This is a genomic window from Luteimicrobium sp. DT211 (assembly GCF_049844995.1).
Classification (GTDB): domain Bacteria; phylum Actinomycetota; class Actinomycetes; order Actinomycetales; family Cellulomonadaceae; genus Luteimicrobium.
The window spans coordinates 447,464-468,913 of the sequence record NZ_JBNCMC010000001.1; the positions used below are offsets into that span (position 1 = coordinate 447,464).

The window sequence follows — 21,450 nt, forward strand, 5'->3', positions numbered from 1 at the left end:
GGGCGGCCGGTCGCTTTCGCGGAGACGACGAGGCCCGCCCCCTGCGGAGGGGGGCGGGCCTCGTCCTTTCACGTCCGGCGTCGTGACCCCGACGCCGGGCGGGTCTCGCTACTCCTTGGAGGCGAGGGCCTTGTCGATCCCGGCCAGCGGCGAGCCGAGGCCGGTCACGGTGTCGTACCCGGGTCCGGCCGTGCACTCGAGGCCGCAGTACCCGTTCGACCCGGACGTCACGTCGTTCAGCGCGGAGCCGAGCGAGTAGACGGCCTTGTGGATCGTGTCGCCCTTGGCGCCGGCCGCCGCGAACGGCGCCTTGCCGCTCGCGACGCGGAGCTGGTCGGCCGTCGCGATGATGCCGGCCCACATCGGCGACGAGAGGCTCGTGCCGCCGACCTGCATCCAGTAGCTGCCACCGGCCTCGGCCAGGGTGACGTACACCGCGACGCCGGTGTTCGGGTCGGCGACGAAGCTCACGTCCGGCGTGCCGCGGAACGGCGAGGAGACCACGCCGTCCTGGTACGACGGGCGCTTCTCGAAGTAGCTGAGGCCGCCACCGGTCGAGGACCAGGCGGTCTCGGCCGTCGTGTTGCCGTCCGCGTCGAGCGCGAGGTTCGTGCCACCCACCGCGAGGACGTGCACGTTGGTGCTCGAGTAGCCCGACGGGTGGCCGTCGTCACCCGTGGACTGGGTGCAGACGGTCGTGATGTCGCAGTGGCCGTCGTAGAACGACTCCTCCGAGAACTCGGGCATGCCCCAGCTGTTGTTGATCGCGGCCGGGTGCAGCGACGCGGCGGTGTCGATGGCCTTGTACAGGCCCTCGGCGGACGCGTCCTTGCCCTCGACGAGCACGATCTTCGCGTGGGGCGCCACGGAGTGCACCGACTCGATGTCGAGCGCGGCCTCCTCGTTCCAGCCGTCGTCCTGGACGGGCTTGGTGCCGTCCGCGTAGACCGTCTGGAAGTCGAAGCAGTCCTTTTGGTCGGCCCCGTCGGCGTCGCACGTCAGCGGCAGGTCGAAGTGCGCCGCGTAGTGGTTCAGGTCCGACTTGGCGGACGGGTAGTCGTACGCGATCGAGATCGCGACCGTCTGCCCGGTGCCGTCGCCCGTCAGGCCCAGACGCTTCTGGATCTGCTGGGGGGTGTAGCCGCGCGTGGTCTCGCCGTCGTCGGCTGCGTTCGACTTCGCGAGCATGCTCGGGGAGACGGCCGTCTTCGAGAGGACCTTGTGCGGCGCCGATGCGACGCCAACGGGGAGCGAGCCGTCGTCGAGCGTGACGGTCCCGGTGGAGGCCTTGGTCTCCGCGGCGGACGGCGCCGGGGCGGCGGCGTCCTTCGCGGCGGCGGCCGACGTGCCGGTCGCCTGCAGCACGGTCAGGCCGTGCGGGAAGGCGTCGGTTGCGTACGGGTCGGCCGAGAAGCCGCCCACGTTCTCGTTGAGGTTGTACGCCGTGTAGTCCTGCTGCAGTCCGACGAGGTCGGTGGCCTTGTCCTTGTCGAGCGGCAGCGCGGTCACGTGCCCCGCGTAGTACGCGAACGCCGAGGCGTCACCGTACTGATACTCCCAGCGGTCGTTCGGGAACGGCAGCGAGTACGCGAAGATGCCGCCCGTCCCGGCCACGAGCATCTCCGACCCGTCCTGCGCGGTCGCGACGACGCCGTTCTGGAGATACGAGTTCTCCTGGCTCTCGTACTGGTCGGAGCCGTCCGCGGGAAGCACGGACGTCATGATCGAGTGGAGCCAGAGGAGGCCCTGGGTCGGCGACGAGGCGTAGCCCTGGAACGTCGCGGAGCCGCTCGACGTGTGGGTGCCCACGGGGGTGCCCGTCAGGCCGTCGACGATCATCATCGTGTGGCTGCCCGTCGCGGGCTTGTCGCCGCCGAACGCGAACGCCACGCCGTGGCCGCCCGCGCCGGGGATGTCGGACGAAGCGTAGACGCCGGCCTGCGGTTCGATCCAGGTCGCCTGCGGGTCTTCCGCGGGGTGGAAGGACCAGCGCTCGGTGCCCTTCGCCGCGTCGAGCGAGACGCCCGTCGGGGCGGGGTCGGACGTCCCGGAGCCGAAGGCGGTGCGGACTCCGCCGTACTCGAGGAAGAGGTGCCCGTCACCGTCCGTGGCCGGCACGGAGAACGCGGTGTTCTTGCCCTTCGCGGCGGCCGGGGCGTAGGACCACACCGCGTGACCCGACGCGTCGTAGGCGCTGACGCCGTGCGCGTTGGAGGCCACCACGTGGCCGCCGATCACCGGGGTGTCGTACTGGAACGCGCCGGTCGCCGTGTCCGAGACGAGCTTGCCGGACTTCGGGTCGAGGACCGCGAAGCCGTCCGACGTCGCCGCGACGACGCGCTGCGTCGTCTTGCCGTGCGAGTCCGCGACATCGGCGACGTGCACCGCGTGCACGCCCGCGCTCACCGGGGTCTCCCAGAGCACCTTGATGGCGTCGCCCTTGAGGGACTTGCCGTCGAGCGCGAAGATGCCGTGGGACTGGCCGCCGACGATCAGGTCGGGCGTGCCGTCGTGGTTCACGTCGGTGGCGTCCGAGGCGTACAGGTCGCCGAGCAGGGGCTCCGCGGTGGCCTTGCCGAGGACGTTCGTCCGCCAGGCGGTGAGGTCGTAGCCGACCGTGAGGTAGCCGCCGAGGTAGGGCGTGACCTGGTCGCTGGCGACGTTCCCGTCGTGCGACCACGCGACCTTGCCGGTGCGGGCGCTGAGCGCGACGAGCTGCGTGTGGTAGGGGCCCTCGGGGCTGGTCAGCGACTCCGCGACGCCGTCCGAGACGGCGACGAGCACCTGGCCCAGGGGGTCGATCGAGACGGCCGTGACCGGGGACTCGTCCGCGCCGACGGTCGACTTCGTGGTGTACGACCAGGTCGTCTTGCCGGTCGCTGAAAGGCCGAGCACCGAGGACGCGCCGTCGGTCAGGTCGGCGTTGATGCCGAGCTCCGAGACGACGTACTGCGGCTGGCCGGCGAGGACGATGCCGAGCTTCGAGCGGTTGACCTGCACGGACTCGGGGATCGCGCCCTCGTGGGTCATGACGACCTTGCGGGCGCCCGTCCGCGTGTCGACGGTCGTGAGGGACCAGTTGACGTCGTCGGTCGGGTCGTTCTGCTCGGCGACCAGCACGCGGCCGCTCGTGGCGTCCGGCTGGACGATGCGCGGGTAGCCCGGCGTCTTGACGTCGATGACGGCCTTGCCGGTCTTCGCGTCGACCACGATCACGTGGCCGGCGGCCGGGCGGGGGTTGCCGAGGCCGAGCGGGGTGTCGGTCCAGCCCGCCGTGACCTGGCCGGAGCCGAGGTTCTCGACGTCGGACCAGTCGGCGTACGGCGCCTTCGTCGAGTAGGTCCAGGCCTTCGTCCCGGTGAGGGAGGTGTGGCCGCTGCCCGAGAACCGGTAGCCGAGGAGCGCGCTGCGGCTGTCGGACTGCTCGGGGACCGGGTTGTACTGGTCGCGCGGGCCCGTGGTCTCGGCGACGATCAGCGTGCCGTCCTGGACGGTCATGGAACCGACCGTGCCGGCCACCAGCTGGTGCCAGAGCATGGCACCCGTGCGGCCGTCGAAGACGCTGACGAACGTCCCGCTCTGCAGCTTGGAGCCGGGCGTCGTGAACGGCGCGTCCGGCGAGACGCCGAGCTGGTAGGCGACCGCGACGTCCGCGGTGCCGTCGTGGTTGAAGTCCGCCTGGGCGAACGGGTGGGTGCCCGCGGCGCTCGGCTGGTACGGGTTGTAGCCCTCGTACAGCTGGGGGGTCAGATCCTCGTGGTGGACCCCGCCCACCGGGGTGATGTCCCAGGCGGCGCTGAGGTCGTGGCCCCCCTGCTGCCAGACGATGTGCCCGGCGGCGTCGTAGCGCGCGACCGTGCCGGCGCTCGAGATGCCCACCCAGTCGGTGGTGCCGTTCAGCGCCAGGGTCGACATCGCGCCGCGGATCGTCTCGACGCTGCCCTTGGAGACGAAGCCGTCGACGTCGCCGTCGTTCTGGCTCGACGTGCCCTTCAGCGCCTGCTTCTGGGTCTGGGCCGAGGCGCCGGACGTGCCGGTCGTCCCGGCGGCGTCGGCGACGAGGCCGGGGGTGCCATCGGACTGCGGGGTGTACTTCTTGCTCAGCTTGTCCAGCTGAGCGACGCTCAGGTGGGTCGCGCTCGAGCTGCCGGCGTCGGACCGTTGGTCGGACGTGCTGGCGGTGCTCGCCATGACTGCGGGCGCCGAGACGGACGCCACGACGACGGCTGTCGTCGCGGCGACGCAGGCGGAGCGCAGGCTCCAGGTGCGGGCTCTCATCCGGGGGGTTCCTTCTGTGGGCGGTGCGGTGCGGTGCTTGCCACCCTGCCAGGAAGGGCGCGGATTCCTTGTGCCCACGGGGTGGTCACAACCGGCCACCTTCCGGTTCTGGCCGTTAACGTTGTCACTGCCGGGGGTTCACCTGACGGAGGACGGCAGATGCTCGAGGGCGTAGGTCTCGGGGACGTCGAGGAACGCGCCTACCGCGTGCTGCTGCACCACGCGAGCCTGGGCGTCCGCGACCTGGCCGAGCAGCTCGAGGTGAGCGCCCTCGTCGCGCGACGCGCCGTGGACCGGCTGCTCGCCGTCGGCCTGGTCACCGGGCTGGACACCACGCCGGCGCGGTTCGCGCCCGTCGACCCCGCGCTCGGGCTCACGGCGCTCATCCGGGTGCGGCAGGCGGAGCTCGAGCGAGCGGCGTCGGCGGTCCAGACGTACGCGGCCGACTTCCACGAGCGGACGCTTCGCTCCCAGCCGCACCGGCTCGTCGAGGTGCTCGAGGGCCCCACGGCGATCACCGAGCGGGTCGCCGAGGTCCTGCTCGCGGCGCAGCACGAGGTGCTCGCCTTCGACACGCCGCCGTACGTCGCGGCGGAGCCCAACGCGCCCGTCGCGGAGCAGCAGGTGCTCGCGCGGGGCGTGCGGGTCCGGGCCGTGTACGCCACCGAGGTGCTGTCGGTCGAGGGTCGGACCGAGAACATCCGTGAGGTCGTCGCGCTGGGCGAGCAGGCGCGCGTCGTGCCGCACGTGCCCCTCAAGATGGTCCTGGTGGACGGCAACATCGCCGTCATCCCGCTGACCGACAGCGAGGAGGGCACCCGCACCGCGGCCGTGGTGGTCCGCCGGTCGCGCCTGTGCGACGCGCTCGTCGAGCTGTTCGAGGCGACGTGGAGCCAGGGCGCGCCCCTGTTCGCGCCGGCGGGCGCCGAGGCCGACCGGGAGCTGTCCGCGGTCGACCGCGAGCTCCTCGGCCTGCTGGGCGCCGGCCTCAAGGACGAGGCGGTCGGGCGACAGCTCGGCCTGTCCGAGCGCACCGTGCGGCGGCACATCGCCGAGCTCGTCACGCGCCTTGGCGCGACCAGCAGGTTCCAGGCGGGCGCGCAGGCCGTCCGTCGCGGCTGGCTCTAGCCTCCCGCCCGCCTACTTCGCGCGTGGGCGTGGGCGCCCCGGTCTCAGACGGCGACCGGGCGCGCGCCCAGCCGCCCGACGAGCGCGTCGAGGTTCTGCGTGACGTGCGCGCGGTGCTCCGGCGCGGCCGGGCCCCGCGGCCCCTGCTCGACGTGCATGACGAGGTGCAGGTACAGCCGGTAGAGGCGCAGGCGGAGGGCCTCGTCCTCGGCGGCGGGCGTGCGCGGCTCGGCGAGCGTGCCGCCGGCAGCCCGGTAGCCCTCGAGGTACGGCGCGGGGATCCCGCCGGTACCCATCGCGTCCGCGGCCATGAGGTCGAACAGGGGGTCGCCGAACAGCGCACGCTCGCCGTCGATCACGCCCGTGACCTCGAGGGTCGCGGGGTCGACGAGGACGTTGCCGGCCCAGAGGTCGCCGTGCACGAGCCGCGGCGTGGTCACGCGCGCGAGCGCGTGCTCGCCCCGGACGACGGCCTCCCGCACCGCGAACGACGGGACGGTGATCCCCCACCGGACCGCGTCGTCGAGGACCGCCTCGATCATGGCGGCGAACGCGTCGGGCCAGGTGGTGCGCGCGAGCCCGGCCTCCGGCGCCGGGTAGCCGTAGAGCGACCCCCTCGCCCGGTGGAGGCACGCGAGGGCGCCGCCGACCGCTCGCTGGACGCGCGCCGTCGTCGCTGGGTCCAGGGGTGCGCCGGCGCGCTCGGCGGCCTCGGCCGCCTGCGACCACGGGACGCCGTCCACGTACGTCATGACGACGGCGTCGCCCGGGAACGCGGTCCGGCTGCGGTCCTCGTGGAGGAGCTGTGGCACGAGGTCCGACGGCGCCTCGGGCGTCGCGTGCACGAGCCGCAGGAACGCGGCCTCCGTGCCGATGATGCCGCGCTCGTAGGTCAGCAGCCGCGCGGCGTCGGCGGTGCCGGCCTTGACGACGACGCGGCGGCCGTCGTCGAGGGTGACCGCGTGCACGGCGGCGAACAGGCCGCCGGGCAGCCGCTCGCTGGAGACCGGTCGGCCGAGGGGTGCGCAGAGGGCAGCGAGCTGCTCGTCCGTGAGCGCTGGCGTCGGCTGCGGGGGCGTCGTCACCACCCGAGCGTAACGATTCCGGAGGTCTCGTGAAAAACGGACGAAAGCATCCGGACCGCCCGAGCCTGGTTGTTCGCGTGCTGTTCACGCGCCGGACTGCCTCCGGACGGCTCGCTCCGAGACCATCCGCACCATGCAGACTCATGCCCCTCGGGCGTTCGCAGCGCTCGCCGTCGTGGCGACCGCGGGCGTCCTCGCCCTGGCGCTCCCGGGCGCCGCGCACGCCGCCGGGACCCCCGACGTCCGGATCACCGAGTGGATGTACAAGAGCGAGGCGACCGCCGGCGAGTTCGTGGAGCTCACCAACGTCGGTGCCGGCCCCGTCGACCTCGCCGGCTGGTCCTACGCGACGAGCGGCGGCGGCGCGGGCCAGGTGCCCCTGACCGCCTTCGGCGAGGTCGCCGCCGGCGAGTCGGTGGTCCTCACCGAGGCGCCCGCCGCCACCTTCCGGTCGCAGTGGGGCCTCGACGCCCACGTCAAGATCGTCGGCGACGTGACCCACAACATCGGGCGCGCGGGCGACGTCGAGGTCTACGACGCCGACGGCACGCTCGTCGACCGGCTCGCCTACGACGACCAGGGGACGGGCACCCTCAAGGGCCCCCGCACGGACGGCGTCTCCGGCGTCCCGAAGTCGGCCGCGGCCCTCGGCTCGGACGACGCCAGCCAGTGGCAGCTCTCCGTCGCCGGGGACGCCGACCACGCGTGGGCGGCGACCGTCGGCGGCGCGTCGGACCTGGGCTCGCCCGGCACCAGCCGGTTCGGCGACGGCCGCGACCCGCGCGCGTCCGACGGCGGCGGCGACGACGGCGGCGATCCCGGGACCGGCACCGGCGTCGACCCGCACTGGGCGGACGTCCGCATCAACGAGGTCTCGTCCGACAACGGCGACACCCCCGTCGGCGACGCGGTCGAGCTGGTCAACACGGGCGCGTCGGACGTGAGCATCGCCGGCTGGCTGCAGATCGACAGCGGCGCGGCCGCGAGCGCCACGGCCTTCGCCGCGAAGCTCCCCGACGGCGCCGCCACGACGACGATCCCGGCCCACGGCTACGTGTACTTCTCCTCGACCAAGGGCCTCGGCAGCGGCGGGGACGGCGTGAAGGTCTACCTCCCGGACGGTCCCGACGGCACCGCGGGGACGCTCGTCGACTCCGTGACGTACACGGCCGGGCAGGCCGGCGCGGACGAGACCGACGACTTCGGCGCGGGCGCGTTCGCGCGCTGCCCCGACGGCACGGGCGACTTCGCGTCGGTGGTGCCCAAGAGCTTCGGCGCCTCGAACACCACGGCGTGCGCGTCGCCGGTGACCGACCCCGCGGGTGGCGGTGACGGCGGCGGCTCGACGCTGACGTGCGAGCCCGAGGCGCCGTCGGGCACGGGGACGCTCCCCGCCACGGCCCTGCCCGCCACGACCTGGCCGGGCAGCGCGGACGTGACGCTCGCCGACGCCCCGTGCGCCTGGACGACGACCACCGGTCCCGAGGGCCGCGACGTCAGCGGCCTGGCCTTCGACCCGACCGACGCGAACGTGCTCTACGCGGTCAAGAACAAGAGCTGGGTGTTCCGCCTCGTGAAGCAGGACGGGCGCTGGGTCCCCGACACGAGCAACGACTGGGGCGCGGGCAAGGAGATCTTCTTCCCCGGCGACGCGGACCCGCAGACCAACCAGCCCGACACCGAGGGCCTCACGGTCGGCGCGGACGGCGCGCTCTACGTCACGACCGAGCGCAACAACCAGGCGAACACCATTCCGTTGAACTCGATCCTGCGCTTCGACCCGACCGAGCCCGGCGACCAGCTCGTCGCGACCGACCAGTGGGACCTGACGTCCGAGTTCCCCGAGCTGCACGCCGGGAACAAGACCGAGGCGAACCTCGGGTTCGAGGGCGTCGCGTTCGTCCCGGACAGCTACCTGACGGCGAACGGGTTCGTCGACGAGTCGACCGGCGCGACGTACCGGCCGGGCGACTACCTGGGCCACGGCACGGGGCTGTACTTCGCGGGCCTCGAGAACGACGGCAAGCTCTACGCCTACGCGCTCGACGCCGACCACACGTACCACCGGGTCGCCGTCGTCGACACGGGCATGGGGCACGTCATGGACGTCCAGTTCGACGCGAGCACCCAGCGGATCTGGGCGCTGTGCGACAACACCTGCGGCGTCGCCTCGACCGTCCTGAAGATGAGCTCGACGGGCGCGGTCGTCCCCGAGGTCGTCTACGCGAAGCCCGCCGGGCTGCCCGTCGACAACCTCGAGGGCTTCGCCGTCGCGCCGGCGTCGACGTGCGTCGACGGCACCCGCGAGGTCCTTTGGTCCGACGACGGCATCTACGGCACCGGGCGCGGCTCCGCGAGCGAGGGGCACGCGCTCTACAGCGGGCGCATCTCCTGCGACCTCGGCCTCGGCGAGCAGGGCGTGCCGCGCCCGGGCGCGTGGGACGCGACGACGGCCTACGGCGCCGGCGACCAGGTCTCGTCCGGCGGTGCGGTCTTCGAGGCGCTGTGGTGGACGAAGGGCGAGAAGCCCGGCAACGCCACGGGCGCGTGGGCGGAGATCGCCACCGCCGCCGACGGCACCGCGGCCTGGACTGCGTCGCGCGTCTTCGATGCGGGCGACGTCGTCGTCTACCAGGGCCGCACGTTCAAGGCCCTGTGGTGGACCCGCAACCAGGTGCCGGGCGGCGTCGGCGGGCCGTGGAGCGAGGTCGTGAGCGCGGCCGCGGGGACCGTCCCGGCGTGGAGCGCAGCGACCCTCTACGTGGGCGGCGAGAAGGTGACGTACCAGGGGCACGTCTACCAGGCGCAGTGGTGGACGTCGGGCGACGCCCCGGCGGCCGGCGCGAAGAAGAACGCCTGGGTGCTGGTCGGCTGACGCCGACCGGGCGTCAGTCGGTCGCGGAGCCCCACGCCCGGGCGAACCCGGCGATCCGTTCGAGGACGGCGGCGGGCTCGGGCGCCTCGCCGCCGTCCCGCGCCGCGGCCAGGCCGATCACGTAGCCGGCGACGTACGTCGTCAGCGGCGCCGCGGGCCGGACGACGTTGTGGGCGGCGTCCCCGGCCAGGTCCAGCACCGCCTCGACGTCGACGTCGGCGGGGTCGAACCCGACCTCGTCCGCGAGCGCCTGCAGCCAGTCGTCGAGCTCCTTCACGAGTGCCTCCTCGGGTCGTTCGGATCGTCCGGGCCGTCGCCCGCGGCGCGGTGCGCCTCGTCGTCGGGGGCGAGTGTGGCGGCGAGCCTGGCGGCATCGTCCCACGTGTCGACGTCGTCGCTCAGGGCGTCGGGGTCGGCGACCTCCGCGCAGCGCAGTCCCGCGACGAGCGCCCGGACGCTCGCGCCCGCGAGACCGTCGCCGCCAGCCGAGAGGTCGGCCAGCGCGCGGTCCAGGGCCTCGCGCGCGTACACGCCGACGAGCCACTGGGGGCGCCCGTCCCGGACGAGGTACGCGCCGTCGGGGGCGTCGGCCTCCGGGCCGTAGGCGGCGGCGAGCAGCAGGGGCACGGCGTCGGCGGCGCGCGGGACGTCGCAGGCGACGACGAGCACGGGCATCTCGGACACCCCCGGCTCCGGCCGGGGCAGGGCTGCCAGACCGGCCGCGAGGCCCGCGACCGGGCCCCCGAACGGCGGGTCCTCGCGGACGACCGCGACCCCCGGCCGCGCCAGCTCCGGCGGCCCGACGACGACCGTCCGGCGGGCCGCCCGGGTCGCGGCGAGCGCATGGTCGAGCAGCGTGCGGCCGGCGAGCGTCACGCCCGGCTTGGGGACGCCGAGCCGCTCGGCGCGCCCGCCCGCCAGGACGACGGCGTCGAACACGACGCGCGGATCCGTGGGGCCGTCGAGGAGCGGTGGCGCCTCGGCGGCGGGCGTGAACCGCCGGACGGGCACCGCGTCGCCGACGTCCACCTCGTGCGTGTCGGCCGGCACGACGGCGAGCCCGTCCGCCCGGGCGAGCGCCGACAGGCGGTGACCGTCCCCGACCGGGGCGACGCGGCCGGCGTCGTCGAGGCGGACCGGGACGATCTGCTGGCGGCCGCGCGGGGAGCGCCAGCCCGCGGCGACGACCCGCGACTCGTCGGTGGGCTCGGGACCACGCACGCCGCGGAGGCGGGCGAGCATCGGCCGGACGAACAGCTCGAACGACGCGTACGCGCCCGTCGGGTTGCCGGGCGCCGCGACCCACGGCACGCCGCGCCACCGGGCGAGGGCCTGCGGCTTGCCGGGCTGCATGCCGACGGCGGCGACGTCGGCGTCCGTCGCGGCGCCCGGTTCCGCCGCCGCGTCCCCGGGCAGCCGGGCGAGCAGCGCGCGGACCACGTCGTGCGCTCCGACGCTCACGCCCCCCGTGGTCACGAGGAGGTCGGCGCCTGCGCGGACCGCGCCGTCGAGCGCGGCGGCGAGCGCCGCAGGCGTGTCGGGGACGCCGCCCGTGCGGACGGCGCGGGCCCCCGCGCCCCGGACGGCGCCCGCGAGCAGGACCGAGTTCGAGTCGGGGATCCGGCCGGGCGCGAGGGGCGCGCCCGCCGGGGTGAGCTCGTCGCCGGTCGACAGCACCGCGACCACGGGCGGCCGGTGGACGGGCAGCGTGCCGTGCCCGAGCGCCGCGGCGAGCGCGGCGAGCCGCGCGGACACCACCGTCCCGGCGTTCGCGACGACGGCGTCGGCGGCGACGTCCTCGCCCCGGCGCCGGACGTGGGCGCGGTCGTCCGCGGTGAGCGCCGGCACCGTGACGTGGCGCTCGTCGGGCGGCGCGTCGCCGTCGGGCGCGAACGTGCGCGCCGACGTCCGCTCGACGGGCACGACGACGTCCGCGCCGTCGGGCAGCGGCGCGCCCGTCATGATCCGGACGGCCTCACCAGGGCCGACGACGCCGTCGAACGTCGTGCCCGCCGCGGCCTCGCCGATGATCGTCACCGTGGCGGCGCCTGCGGCGTCGGCCCGCCGCAGCGCGTACCCGTCCATCGCGGCGGCGTCGAACGGCGGCAGGTCGAGGAGTGCGACCAGGTCGCGGGCCAGGATCGCCCCGACGGCCTCGTCGAGCGGCAGGTCGACGATCGGCAGCGGCTCGACGAGCGCGACCGCCCGGCGCGCGTGCTCGTCGACGGTACGCAGCGGGGCAGGGGAGTCCACGGCCCCACCGTAGGTCGGCGCGGCCCTGTTCGGGTGGTTGTCCGGAGCAAGAGCCTCGCCCTCACCGCCGCGGCCCGAGCGCTGTGCGCAAACCCTTACGGACGCTTAACTGCCTGCGGCGAGCGCGGAAACACGGGCTTCCTAGCGTCGGGCGCACCGATCCACCACCGCACGTCCCGCACCCGTCACCCGAGGAGACCGCCATGTCACTCCCCACCACGGACGGCACCACCACGGCCGCCCCCGCCCCGGCCGCCGGCGCGGACCCCGCCGTCTCGACCGCCCCCAGCGCCGCGAAGCGCCGCCTCGGCCGCCGCTGGATCGAGCACTGGGACCCCGAGGACCCGACGTTCTGGCGCGACGGCGGCCGCCTCGTCGCCCGCCGCAACCTGTGGATCTCGATGTTCGCGGAGTTCCTCGGGTTCTCCGTCTGGGCGCTGTGGTCGATCGTCGTCCCGCAGCTCGCGGGGGCGGGCTTCGCGCTCACCGTCGACCAGCAGTTCTGGCTCGTGTCGATCCCCAGCCTCGTCGGCGCGACGCTCCGCATCCCGTACACGTTCGCGGTCACGGCGTTCGGCGGCCGCAACTGGACCATCGTGTCCGCGCTGCTGCTCCTGCTCCCGACGACGGCGCTCGCGATCGTCGTGCAGAACCCCGACACGTCGTTCGGCGTCCTGCTGGGTGTCGCGGCGCTCGCGGGCTTCGGCGGCGGCAACTTCGCGTCGTCGATGGCGAACATCTCGTTCTTCTACCCGGAGAAGGAGAAGGGCAAGGCGCTCGGCCTCAACGCGGCCGGCGGGAACCTCGGCACGGCGGCCGTCCAGCTCGCGGTGCCGCTGGTGATCGCGGCGGGTGCGGGCGTCCACCTGGGCCGGGCGGGCCTCATGATGATCCCGTTCGTCGTGGTGGCGGCGTTCCTCGCGTGGCGCTTCATGGACAACCTGACGACGGCGCACGCGGACTCCAAGGGCTTCGCCTCCGCGACGCGCTCGCGGCACACGTGGGTGGTCTCGTTCCTCTACATCGGGACGTTCGGGTCGTTCATCGGGTACTCGGGCGCGTTCCCGACGCTGCTCAAGAACCAGTTCCCCGACGTCACGATCCAGCTCGCGTTCCTCGGCGCGCTCGTCGGCTCGGTGGCGCGCCCGTTCGGCGGGACGCTCGCCGACAAGGTGGGCGGCACCCGGGTGACGATCGCGTCCTACGTCGTCATGGCGCTGGGCGCGCTCGGCGCCATCGGGGCTCTCCACGAGCACAGCTTCGGCCTGTTCTTCGGGTCGTTCATGGTGCTGTTCGTCGCGTCGGGCGTGGGCAACGGGTCGATCTACCGGATGATCCCGGCGATCTTCAGGGCCGACGCCGAGACCGGCGTCGACGCGGACGCCCGGCCCGCCGCGCTCGACGTCGCCCGCAAGGCTGCCGCCGGCTGCATCGGTATCGCGGGAGCGATCGGCGCGTTCGGCGGGTTCCTCATCCCGCGCGGGTTCGCCGCGTCGACCAACCACGCCGGCAGCCTCGCGCCGGCCCTGTGGGTCTTCATCGGCGTCTACCTCGTGATGGGCGTCGTCACCTGGTCCGTGTACCAGCGCAAGGGCTCGCGGCTCGCGGCCCGATCGATCTGAGCGGGCGCCCGGCTCGCGGGCGGACCGTTCCCCCAGGCTGCCGCGCCGAGGTTCTGAGGCCCTCGGCGCGGCACACCACCCCCGCTCGCCGGTCGGGCCGGGGGCATGAGGGAAGCCTCAACACACTAAGGCAAGACTTGGCTTGCTAGCGGCAAACATTCAGAAAAGCGAGAATGGAGGCATGAACTTCCTCGTCTCGCTGCGCCGGTATCCGCTGGTCGTCGCGACGATCGTCGCGGGGCTGGTCACCGCCACCCTGTGGCTCGCGGGCGCCGACGACGCCGCCCGCTGGCTCGGATCCGGGTTCGCTCTGGTGGTGGCAGCACGACAGGCCTGGAGCATGCTCCGCGACCTCGTGCGCGGCAAGGTCGGGCTCGACGTGCTCGCCGTCGTCGCGATCGTCAGCACCGTGGTGGTGGGCGACTTCGCGGCGGCCCTCGTCGTCGTCCTCATGCTCACCGGGGGCGAGGCGCTCGAGGACTACGCGAGCGACCGCGCGTCCGCCGAGCTCGCCGCGCTCCTCGCCGGCCGCCCGCAGGAGGCGACCCTCGACGACGACGGCACGCTCCGCCGGGTGCCCGCGGCCGAGGTCCGGGTGGGCGACGTCGTGGTGGTCCGCCCTGGCGAGGTCGTCCCCGTCGACGGGACGCTCGTCTCGCCCACGGGCGTCTTCGACGAGTCGTCGCTGACCGGCGAGTCGCTGCCGGTGACCCGCTCGTCGAGCGAGGACGTCCTGTCGGGCACGGTCGTCGGGGCGGAGCTCGTGCGGGTGCGGGCGACGGCGAGCGCCAGCGACTCCCAGTACCAGCAGATCGTCGACCTCGTCCGCGGAGCAGCGGAGAGCCGGCCCGACTTCGTCCGGCTCGCCGACCGCTGGTCGGTGCCGTTCACCGCCGTCTCCCTGCTGATCGCGGGGGTGGCGTGGGCGGTCAGCGGCGACCCGATGCGGTTCGCGCAGGTGCTCGTGCTGGCGACCCCGTGCCCGCTGCTCATCGCCGCGCCGGTCGCGTTCCTCTCGGGCACGAACCGGGCTACGAGCCACGGCATCATCGTCAAGACGGCCGCGACCCTCGAGCAGCTCGCGCGGATCCGCACGGTCGCGCTCGACAAGACCGGAACGATCACGCGCGGCGCCCCCGAGGTCGTGCGGGTCGTGCCCGCCGCGGGGCGCACGGAGGACGAGGTGCTCCGGCTCGCGGCGAGCGCCGAGCAGGCGTCGGCCCACGTGCTCGCGCACGCGGTCGTCACCGGGGCACGTGCCCGTGGCCTCGCGCCCGCGGCGGCCGACGGGCTGCGGGAGGTCGTCGGCAGCGGCGTCGAGGCCCGGGTGCACGACGCCGGTCGCGACCGGACGGTCGTCGTCGGCAAGGCCGGGTACGTGCGCTCGCTCGCGCCGGAGGCGCCCACGCCTGCGCTCGAGCCCGGCGAGCTCGCGGTCCTCGTCGCCGTCGACGGCGCGTACGCGGGGGCGGTCGTCCTCGCGGACGCCCTGCGCCCGGACGCCGCGGACACGATCCGTGACCTGCGGGACGGCGGCGTCGAGCACGTCATGATGCTCACCGGCGACGCGCAGGTCACCGCGGACCACGTGGCCGCGGAGGTCGGCATCGACGACGTCCGGGCGGGGCTCCTGCCCGCCGACAAGGTCGCGGCCGTGTCGTCGGCGGACCCCCGGCCCGTGCTCATGGTCGGCGACGGCGTCAACGACGCCCCCGTGCTCGCTGCCGCGGACGTCGGCGTGGCGATGGGTGCGCGCGGCTCGACGGCGGCGTCGCAGTCCGCGGACGTCGTCCTGCTCCACGACCGCGTCTCCGACGTGTCGCGCTCGGCCCGGATCGCCCGCGACACCGTGGGGATCGCGAAGCAGAGCATCTGGATCGGCATCGGGCTGTCGGTGTTCCTCATGCTCGTCGCGGCGTTCGGCGTGATCCCCGCCGTGATCGGCGCGCTGTTGCAGGAGGTCGTCGACCTCGTGACCATCCTCAACGGCCTGCGCGCCCGCGGTCGGGCGGACGCGGTCGCCGTCCCGCCCGCCGCCGTCGTCCGGAACGCGGCCGCCGACGAGACGCCCCGCGTCCTGACGCCGAGGTAGCGCGCTTCGCTCGAGATAGCGCGGAGCACGCACTACCTCGCGCGAAAGGTGCTATCTCGGGGGAAGTCGGTCGAGGGCGCGAGCCGGTCAGGGTGAGATCGGCCCCCGCTGTATCGCGCGGTTCGTCGAGGGCCTCCCGAACGGGTATGCGCTACGCCACCGCGTGGCGCGCGACAGCCCGAGAGGAAAGACCGATGACGTTCCCCACGACCGGGACGACCGCGCCGACACCCGCCGCGCTCGGCACCGCCGCCACCACCCCCGACGACGGCCCCCGCACCACCCCGGACGCAGCCCGGACCGCGGCCTTCGCGGCCGCCGTCGCGGCGCAGGGCTCGGACGCACCCGTCCACCCGCAGGGCGCGCCGACCTACGAGGGCGCCCGGCTGCCGTGGAACGTCGCGGTCGACCAGCGCCCGGCCGCCGTCGCGGAGCCGCGCACGGCCGACGACGTCGTCGCCGTCGTCCGGGCCGCCCGCGCGACCGGGCTGCGGGTCGCCGCGCAGGGCACCGGCCACAACGCCGGGCCGCTCGCGCTGCAGGACCTGAGCGACGTCGTCCTCGTCCGTACGGGCGCGCTCGACGACGTCACGATCGACCCCGAGCGGCGCGTCGCCCGCGTCGGCGCGGGGGTCCTCTGGGACGCCGTCGTCACCGCGGCGGCCGAGCACGGCCTCGCCGCGCTGCACGGCTCGTCGCCCGACGTCGGCGTGGTCGGCTACACCCTCGGGGGCGGCACGTTCGTATACTCGCGGGCGCTCGGCCTCGCGTGCCACAGCCTGGTCGCCGCGGAGCTGGTGCTCGCGGACGGGTCGGCCGTGCGCGCGTCGGCGGACGAGAACCCCGAGCTGTTCTGGGCGCTGCGCGGCGGCGGCGGCAGCTTCGGGGTCGTCACGGCCCTCGAGCTGCAGCTCTTCGAGCTGCCCACCGTCCACGCCGGGATGCTCCTGTGGGACGGCTCGCGCAGCGCCGAGGTGCTGCGCACGTGGGCCACGTGGGCGCCCGACGCCGCCGACGAGATCACCACCTCGCTGCGCTTCCTCAACGTGCCGCCGCTGCCGGAGCTGCCGCCGTTCCTGCGCGGCCGCCAGGTCGTCGTCGTCGACGGCGCGGTCCTCGACTCCGACGAGCGCGCTGCTGAGGCGCTCGCGCCCCTGCGCGCGCTCGAGCCGGAGCTGGACACGTTCGCGCGGGTCCCGGCGAGCGCCGTCGTGCGGCTGCACATGGACCCCGAGGGCCCGACGCCGGCGGTGTCCGACTCGCTGCTCGTCGACGGGCTGCCCGACGACGCCGTCGACGCGCTGCTCGCCGCGGCCGGCCCGGGATCCGGGTCGAGCCTGCTGTCGGCCGAGGTCCGCCAGCTGGGCGGCGCGCTCGCCCGGCCCGCCGACGGGGCGCTCACCCACCTCGACGGCGCGTTCCTCGTCTTCGGGGTCGCGGTCGCGCCCACGCCGGAGGTCGCGGCCCAGGGGCGTGCCGACGCGGCGCGCCTGGTCCAGGCGCTCGCGCCGTGGTCGCACGGCCGGGCGTATGCGAACTTCGTCGAGGAGGGGCTCGACCCGGCCAGCGCCTACGACGACCCGACCCTCGCGCGCCTCCGCGCCGTGCGCGACGCCGTCGACCCGGAGCGCCGGATCGTCGCCAACCACCCGGTCGGTGAGCGCCGCGCCGCCTGATCATCGCTACCTCGCGGGCGGGCTCGTGGCCGGTTGCCTAGGTCCGGGGCCGCCCGTACGTTCACGTGATGGCGAGCCTGGACGCCGACACCGGCACCGAGCGGGAGGCCGCGCGGTCGGGCCTCAAGCGCGACATCTCCGGCAGGATGCTCTACCTGTTCATCCTCGGGGACGTCCTCGGGGCGGGGATCTACGCGCTCGTCGGGCAGATCGCCGGCAAGGTCGGCGGGGCGACGTGGGCGCCGATGGTCGTGGCGCTGCTCCTGGCTCTCCTCACCGCGGCGTCGTACGCGGAGCTCGTCACGAAGTACCCGCGGGCCGGTGGCTCGGCGGTGTTCGCCGAGCGCGCCTACCGGTCGCCGGCCGTGTCGTTCCTCGTGGGCTACTGCATGCTGGCGGCGGGCGTGGTCAGCGCGTCGGGCCTGGCGCTGGCGTTCGCGGGGGACTACCTCGCGACCTTCGTCGACGTCCCGTCGGTGCTGGGGGCGGTGATCTTCCTGGCGCTGGTCGGGCTGATCAACGCGCGCGGCATCAAGGAGTCCGTCCGCGCGAACCTCGTCATGACGATGATCGAGACGACCGGCCTGGTGCTCGTCGTCGTGGCGGCGGGGATCATGCTCGGGCGGGGCGACGGCGACCTCGGCCGCGCCGCCGAGTTCTCGGCCGGCACGAGCCCGGTCGTGGCGACCTTCAGCGCCGCCCTCCTCGCCTACTACTCGTTCGTGGGCTTCGAGACGAGCGCGAACGTCGTCGAGGAGGTCAAGGACCCGACGCGCGCGTACCCCCGGGCGCTGTTCGGGGCGCTCGGGACAGCGGGTCTGCTGTACGTCCTGGTCGGGACGGCCGCGTCGGCCGCGCTCCCCGCCGACCAGCTCGCCGGCACGACCGGCCCGCTGCTCGCCGTCATCCACGCCACGGGCGTGGGCATCCCGTCGTGGCTGTTCAGTCTGATCGCCCTGGTCGCGGTCGCGAACGGCGCGCTGCTCACGATGATCATGGCGAGCCGGCTCGCCTACGGGATGGGGGCGCAGGGTCTGCTGCCCGCCGTGTTCGCGAAGGTGCTGCCCGGTCGGGGCACGCCCTGGGTGGCGATCGTCGTCACGACCGGCGTCGCCATGGCCCTGACCGCGACGGGGAGCATCGCGACGCTCGCCGAGACGGTCGTCCTGCTGCTCCTCGTGGTCTTCCTCAGCACCAACATCGCGGTCCTCGTCCTGCGCCGCGACCACGTCGAGCACGACCACTTCCGCGCCTGGACGGCCCTGCCCGTGCTCGCGGCGGCGTCGTGCGTCGTGCTGATGTCCCGGCAGAGCGCGCAGGTCTGGCTGCGGGGCGGCATCATCGTCGCGGTGGGCGTCGTGCTGTACGGCGTGACCGTCGTCGTACGGCGAGGCCGGAAGGACTGAGATGCGCGGGTCGATCGGGTCGGACATCAGGCGCGGTCTGGCCCGGCCGCCCGCGGCCCCGATGCCGGGCCGCGCCGATCCTGAGGTGCTCGACGCGCGGGGGTCGCGCGTCTCCGCCGAGCTGCGGGCCCTGCTCGGCGACGACCGCGCCGTCCTCGACAGCCCCACGGACCTCGTGCGCTACGCGTCCGACGCCAGCCCGTACCGGCTCGTGCCGCGCGTCGTCGTGGTCGCCCGGGACACCGACGACGTCGTCCGCCTGGCCCGGTGGGCGCGCGCGAGCGGGCACGGGCTGACGTTCCGCGCGGGCGGGACCAGCCTCAACGGGCAGTCCCAGTCCGACGACGTCCTCGTGGACGTGCGTCGGCACTTCACCGGCGCCGAGGTGCTCGACGACGCCGACGGGTCGGGCGTGCGGCTGCGCGCCCGGCCCGGCCACATCACCGCCCGCGCCAACGCGCTGCTGCGCCGCCACGGCCGCAAGCTCGGGCCCGACCCGGCGAGCTCCGCGGCCGCGACGATCGGCGGCGTGGTCGCGAACAACGCGAGCGGGATGACGTGCGGTGTCGTGCGGAACTCGTACTACACGCTCGAGTCGGCGACGCTCGTCCTCGTGTCCGGGACCGTCGTCGACACGGCCGCCCCCGACGCCGACCAGCGCCTGCGCGCCGCCGAGCCCGCACTGTGCGCGGAGCTCGACGCGATCCGGCGCGACCTGCGCGCGGACACGGCGCTCGCGGACCGGATCCGCCGGAAGTTCACGATCAAGAACACGTCCGGCTTCCACCTCGACGCGTTCCTCGACGAGGACTCGAACGCCGCGACCCTCCGCGGGCTGGCCGTCGGGTCGGAGGGGACGCTCGCGTTCGTCGCGGGCACGGTCTGGCGGACCGTCCCGCTCGGCCGCCTCCGCACCACCGCGCTGTTCCGGTTCGCGACCCTGGAGGACGCGGCGGCCGTCGTCCCCGGGCTCAACGAGGCCGGCGCGGAGGCCGTCGAGATCATGGACGCCGCGTCGCTGCGCGCCGCCGCCCGCACGGCGGGGGCGCCCGACTGGGTCGCCTCCCTCGGCCCCGGCGCGACCGACGCCGCGATCCTCACCGAGGTCCGCGCGGACGACGACGCAGCCCTGGCCGCGTTCGAGGCGAGGGCGAGGGCCGTCGTCGGGCGGGGCGAGGGGGCCGGGCCCGACGTCGGGGGAGCGGTGGGCGGGGACTTCACGCGCGATCCGGCCGTCGCGGACGGCTACTGGGCCGTGCGCTCGGGGCTGCTCGCGATCATCGGCGCGGCGCGCCCGGAGGGAACCGCGCTCATCACGGAGGACGTCGTCGTCCCGCCCGAGCGCCTCGCCGACGCGTGCGGCGACCTCGAGGCGCTGCTCGTGAAGCACGGGTTCCTGGGCGCGGTGAACGGGCACGCGTCAGCCGGGAACGTGCACTTCTACCTCTACCTCGACGCGTCGCAGCCCGACCAGGTCGCCACGTATCGGGCGTTCATGACGGACCTCGTGGCGCTCGTCGTCGACCGGTACGACGGCTCCCTCAAGGGCGAGCACGGCACCGGGCGCAACATGGCGCCGTTCGTCGAACGCGAGTGGGGCGCTGATGCCGTCGGGTACATGTGGCGGGTCAAGCGTGCCCTCGACCCGCACGGGATCCTCGCGCCCGGCGTGTTCCTGAGCGACGACCCCGAGGTCGCGTTCCGGGACCTCAAGACCATGCCGACCCTCGGGTCGGAGCTCGACCGGTGCATCGAGTGCGGGTTCTGCGAGCCCGTGTGCCCGTCGCGGAACCTCACGACGACGCCGCGGCAGCGCATCGTCCTGGAGCGCGAGATGGCGCGCCAGGGGTGGTCGGGCGAGGTGGAGGCCGCGCTCGTCGACGAGTACGAGTACGCGGGCGTGAACACGTGCGCGGGCGACTCGTCGTGCGCGATCGCGTGCCCCGTCGACATCGACACCGGGCACGTCATGAAGCAGGTGCGGCGGGACTCGTGGTCGCCGACGGCGCAGCGCGTGGGCGAGGGACTCGCGCGGCGCTGGGGCGTGGGCGCCGCGGGGGCGCGGGTCGCGGTCGGGGCGGCGGACGTCGTCCGGCGCGGGCTGGGGCCAGCAGGTGGAGTCGGGGAGTCCTTGTTGGCCGGCGCGACCAACGCCGGTCGCGCGCTGCTCGGCGAGGACCTGGTGCCCCGGTGGCTGAACGCGATCCCGGGGCCCGCGCCGCGTGTCCCGGCGACGCGCGCAACTCAGCAGACCGCCGACGCCGTCCTGTTCGCCGCGTGCATCAACCGGATCTTCGGACCGCCGCCGGGCTCGCGCGCCGGGACGCTGACCGTGACGCAGGCGCTCGTCGCGCTGGCAGAGCGGGCCGGCAGGAACCTCTGGATCCCGGGTGATCTCGGCGACGACTGCTGCGCCACGATCTGGCAGTCCAAGGGCCTCGACGCCGGCAACCGGCTCATGGCGGCGCGCCTCGTCGAGGACCTGCACCGCTGGTCCGACGGCGGGCGGCTGCCGGTCGTCGTGGACGCCGCGTCGTGCACGCTCGGGGTGCTGGCGGAGGTCGTGCCGCACCTCGACGACGCGCACCGGGTCCTGCACGCGGACCTGACCGTCGTCGACGCCACCACCTGGGTGCGGCGCGAGGTCGTGCCCGCGCTCGGGGAGCACGCGAGGCTCGGCACCGTCGTCGTGCACCCGACGTGCTCCATGCACACGCTCGGCATCGCCGACGACCTGCGGGCGCTCGCGGGCGCGGTCGCGGACGACGTGGTCGAGCCCGTCGTCGCGACCTGCTGCGGGACTGCGGGCGACCGCGGGATGCTGCACCCCGAGCTCACCGAGACCGCGACGCTCGAGGAGGCCGCGGAGGTCGCGGGCGTCGCAGCCGACGCCTGGGTGTCCGGGAACCGGACCTGCGAGCTCGGGCTCGAGCACGACACCGGCAAGCCGTACGAGTCGGTGGTCGTGACCCTCGAGCGCGTGACCCGCCCCTCCCCGGGGTAAACGGCAGCCCGTATATCTCGGTGAGACGGGG

11 protein-coding genes are annotated in these 21,450 nt (G+C 74.6%); 7 read left to right on the forward strand and 4 right to left on the reverse strand.

What is annotated here, in order from left to right:
- Positions 1-108: 108 nt before the first annotated feature.
- Positions 109-4,278, reverse strand: coding sequence for a S53 family peptidase (locus ACLQ14_RS02070; protein ID WP_425809362.1), 4,170 nt, complete (start codon positions 4,276-4,278; stop codon positions 109-111).
- Positions 4,279-4,437: 159 nt separating this feature from the next.
- Between ACLQ14_RS02070 and ACLQ14_RS02075 the strand changes: the two genes are divergently transcribed.
- Positions 4,438-5,406 carry a helix-turn-helix domain-containing protein gene (locus tag ACLQ14_RS02075; RefSeq protein ID WP_425809364.1) on the forward strand — a complete coding sequence of 323 codons (969 nt, stop codon included), beginning with the start codon at positions 4,438-4,440 and terminating at the stop codon, positions 5,404-5,406.
- Between the two features lie 44 nt (positions 5,407-5,450).
- Here the strand turns inward: ACLQ14_RS02075 and ACLQ14_RS02080 are convergent, their stop codons facing one another.
- Complete coding sequence (locus ACLQ14_RS02080; protein ID WP_425809366.1) at positions 5,451-6,491, reverse strand: phosphotransferase family protein; 1,041 nt, start codon at positions 6,489-6,491, stop codon at positions 5,451-5,453.
- 133 nt (positions 6,492-6,624) lie between these two features.
- On the opposite strand from ACLQ14_RS02080, the gene ACLQ14_RS02085 reads away from it, so the two are divergent.
- Positions 6,625-9,366 carry a lamin tail domain-containing protein gene (locus ACLQ14_RS02085; protein WP_425809368.1) on the forward strand — a complete coding sequence of 914 codons (2,742 nt, stop codon included), beginning with the start codon at positions 6,625-6,627 and terminating at the stop codon, positions 9,364-9,366.
- A gap of 13 nt (positions 9,367-9,379) precedes the next feature.
- Here the strand turns inward: ACLQ14_RS02085 and ACLQ14_RS02090 are convergent, their stop codons facing one another.
- Complete coding sequence (locus ACLQ14_RS02090) at positions 9,380-9,643, reverse strand: DUF6457 domain-containing protein (RefSeq protein WP_425809370.1); 264 nt, start codon at positions 9,641-9,643, stop codon at positions 9,380-9,382.
- Positions 9,640-11,619, reverse strand: coding sequence for a gephyrin-like molybdotransferase Glp (glp, locus tag ACLQ14_RS02095; protein ID WP_425809372.1), 1,980 nt, complete (start codon positions 11,617-11,619; stop codon positions 9,640-9,642). The genes ACLQ14_RS02090 and glp overlap by 4 nt, the downstream gene beginning before the upstream one ends.
- Positions 11,620-11,822: 203 nt before the next feature.
- Here glp and ACLQ14_RS02100 point away from each other — a divergent pair, with 203 nt between their 5' ends.
- From ACLQ14_RS02100 to ACLQ14_RS02120, 5 genes are all read left to right on the forward strand, one after another.
- Complete coding sequence (locus ACLQ14_RS02100; RefSeq protein WP_425809374.1) at positions 11,823-13,241, forward strand: MFS transporter; 1,419 nt, start codon at positions 11,823-11,825, stop codon at positions 13,239-13,241.
- 181 nt (positions 13,242-13,422) lie between these two features.
- Positions 13,423-15,333, forward strand: coding sequence for a heavy metal translocating P-type ATPase (locus tag ACLQ14_RS02105; RefSeq protein WP_425809376.1), 1,911 nt, complete (start codon positions 13,423-13,425; stop codon positions 15,331-15,333).
- A gap of 194 nt (positions 15,334-15,527) precedes the next feature.
- Positions 15,528-17,009 carry an FAD-binding oxidoreductase gene (locus ACLQ14_RS02110; protein ID WP_425809378.1) on the forward strand — a complete coding sequence of 494 codons (1,482 nt, stop codon included), beginning with the start codon at positions 15,528-15,530 and terminating at the stop codon, positions 17,007-17,009.
- Positions 17,010-17,077: 68 nt separating this feature from the next.
- Entirely contained in the window at positions 17,078-18,415 is a 1,338-nt protein-coding gene (locus tag ACLQ14_RS02115) for an APC family permease (protein WP_425809380.1), read from the forward strand.
- A gap of 1 nt (position 18,416) precedes the next feature.
- Positions 18,417-21,419 carry an FAD-binding and (Fe-S)-binding domain-containing protein gene (locus ACLQ14_RS02120; protein WP_425809382.1) on the forward strand — a complete coding sequence of 1,001 codons (3,003 nt, stop codon included), beginning with the start codon at positions 18,417-18,419 and terminating at the stop codon, positions 21,417-21,419.
- Positions 21,420-21,450 lie beyond the last annotated feature (31 nt).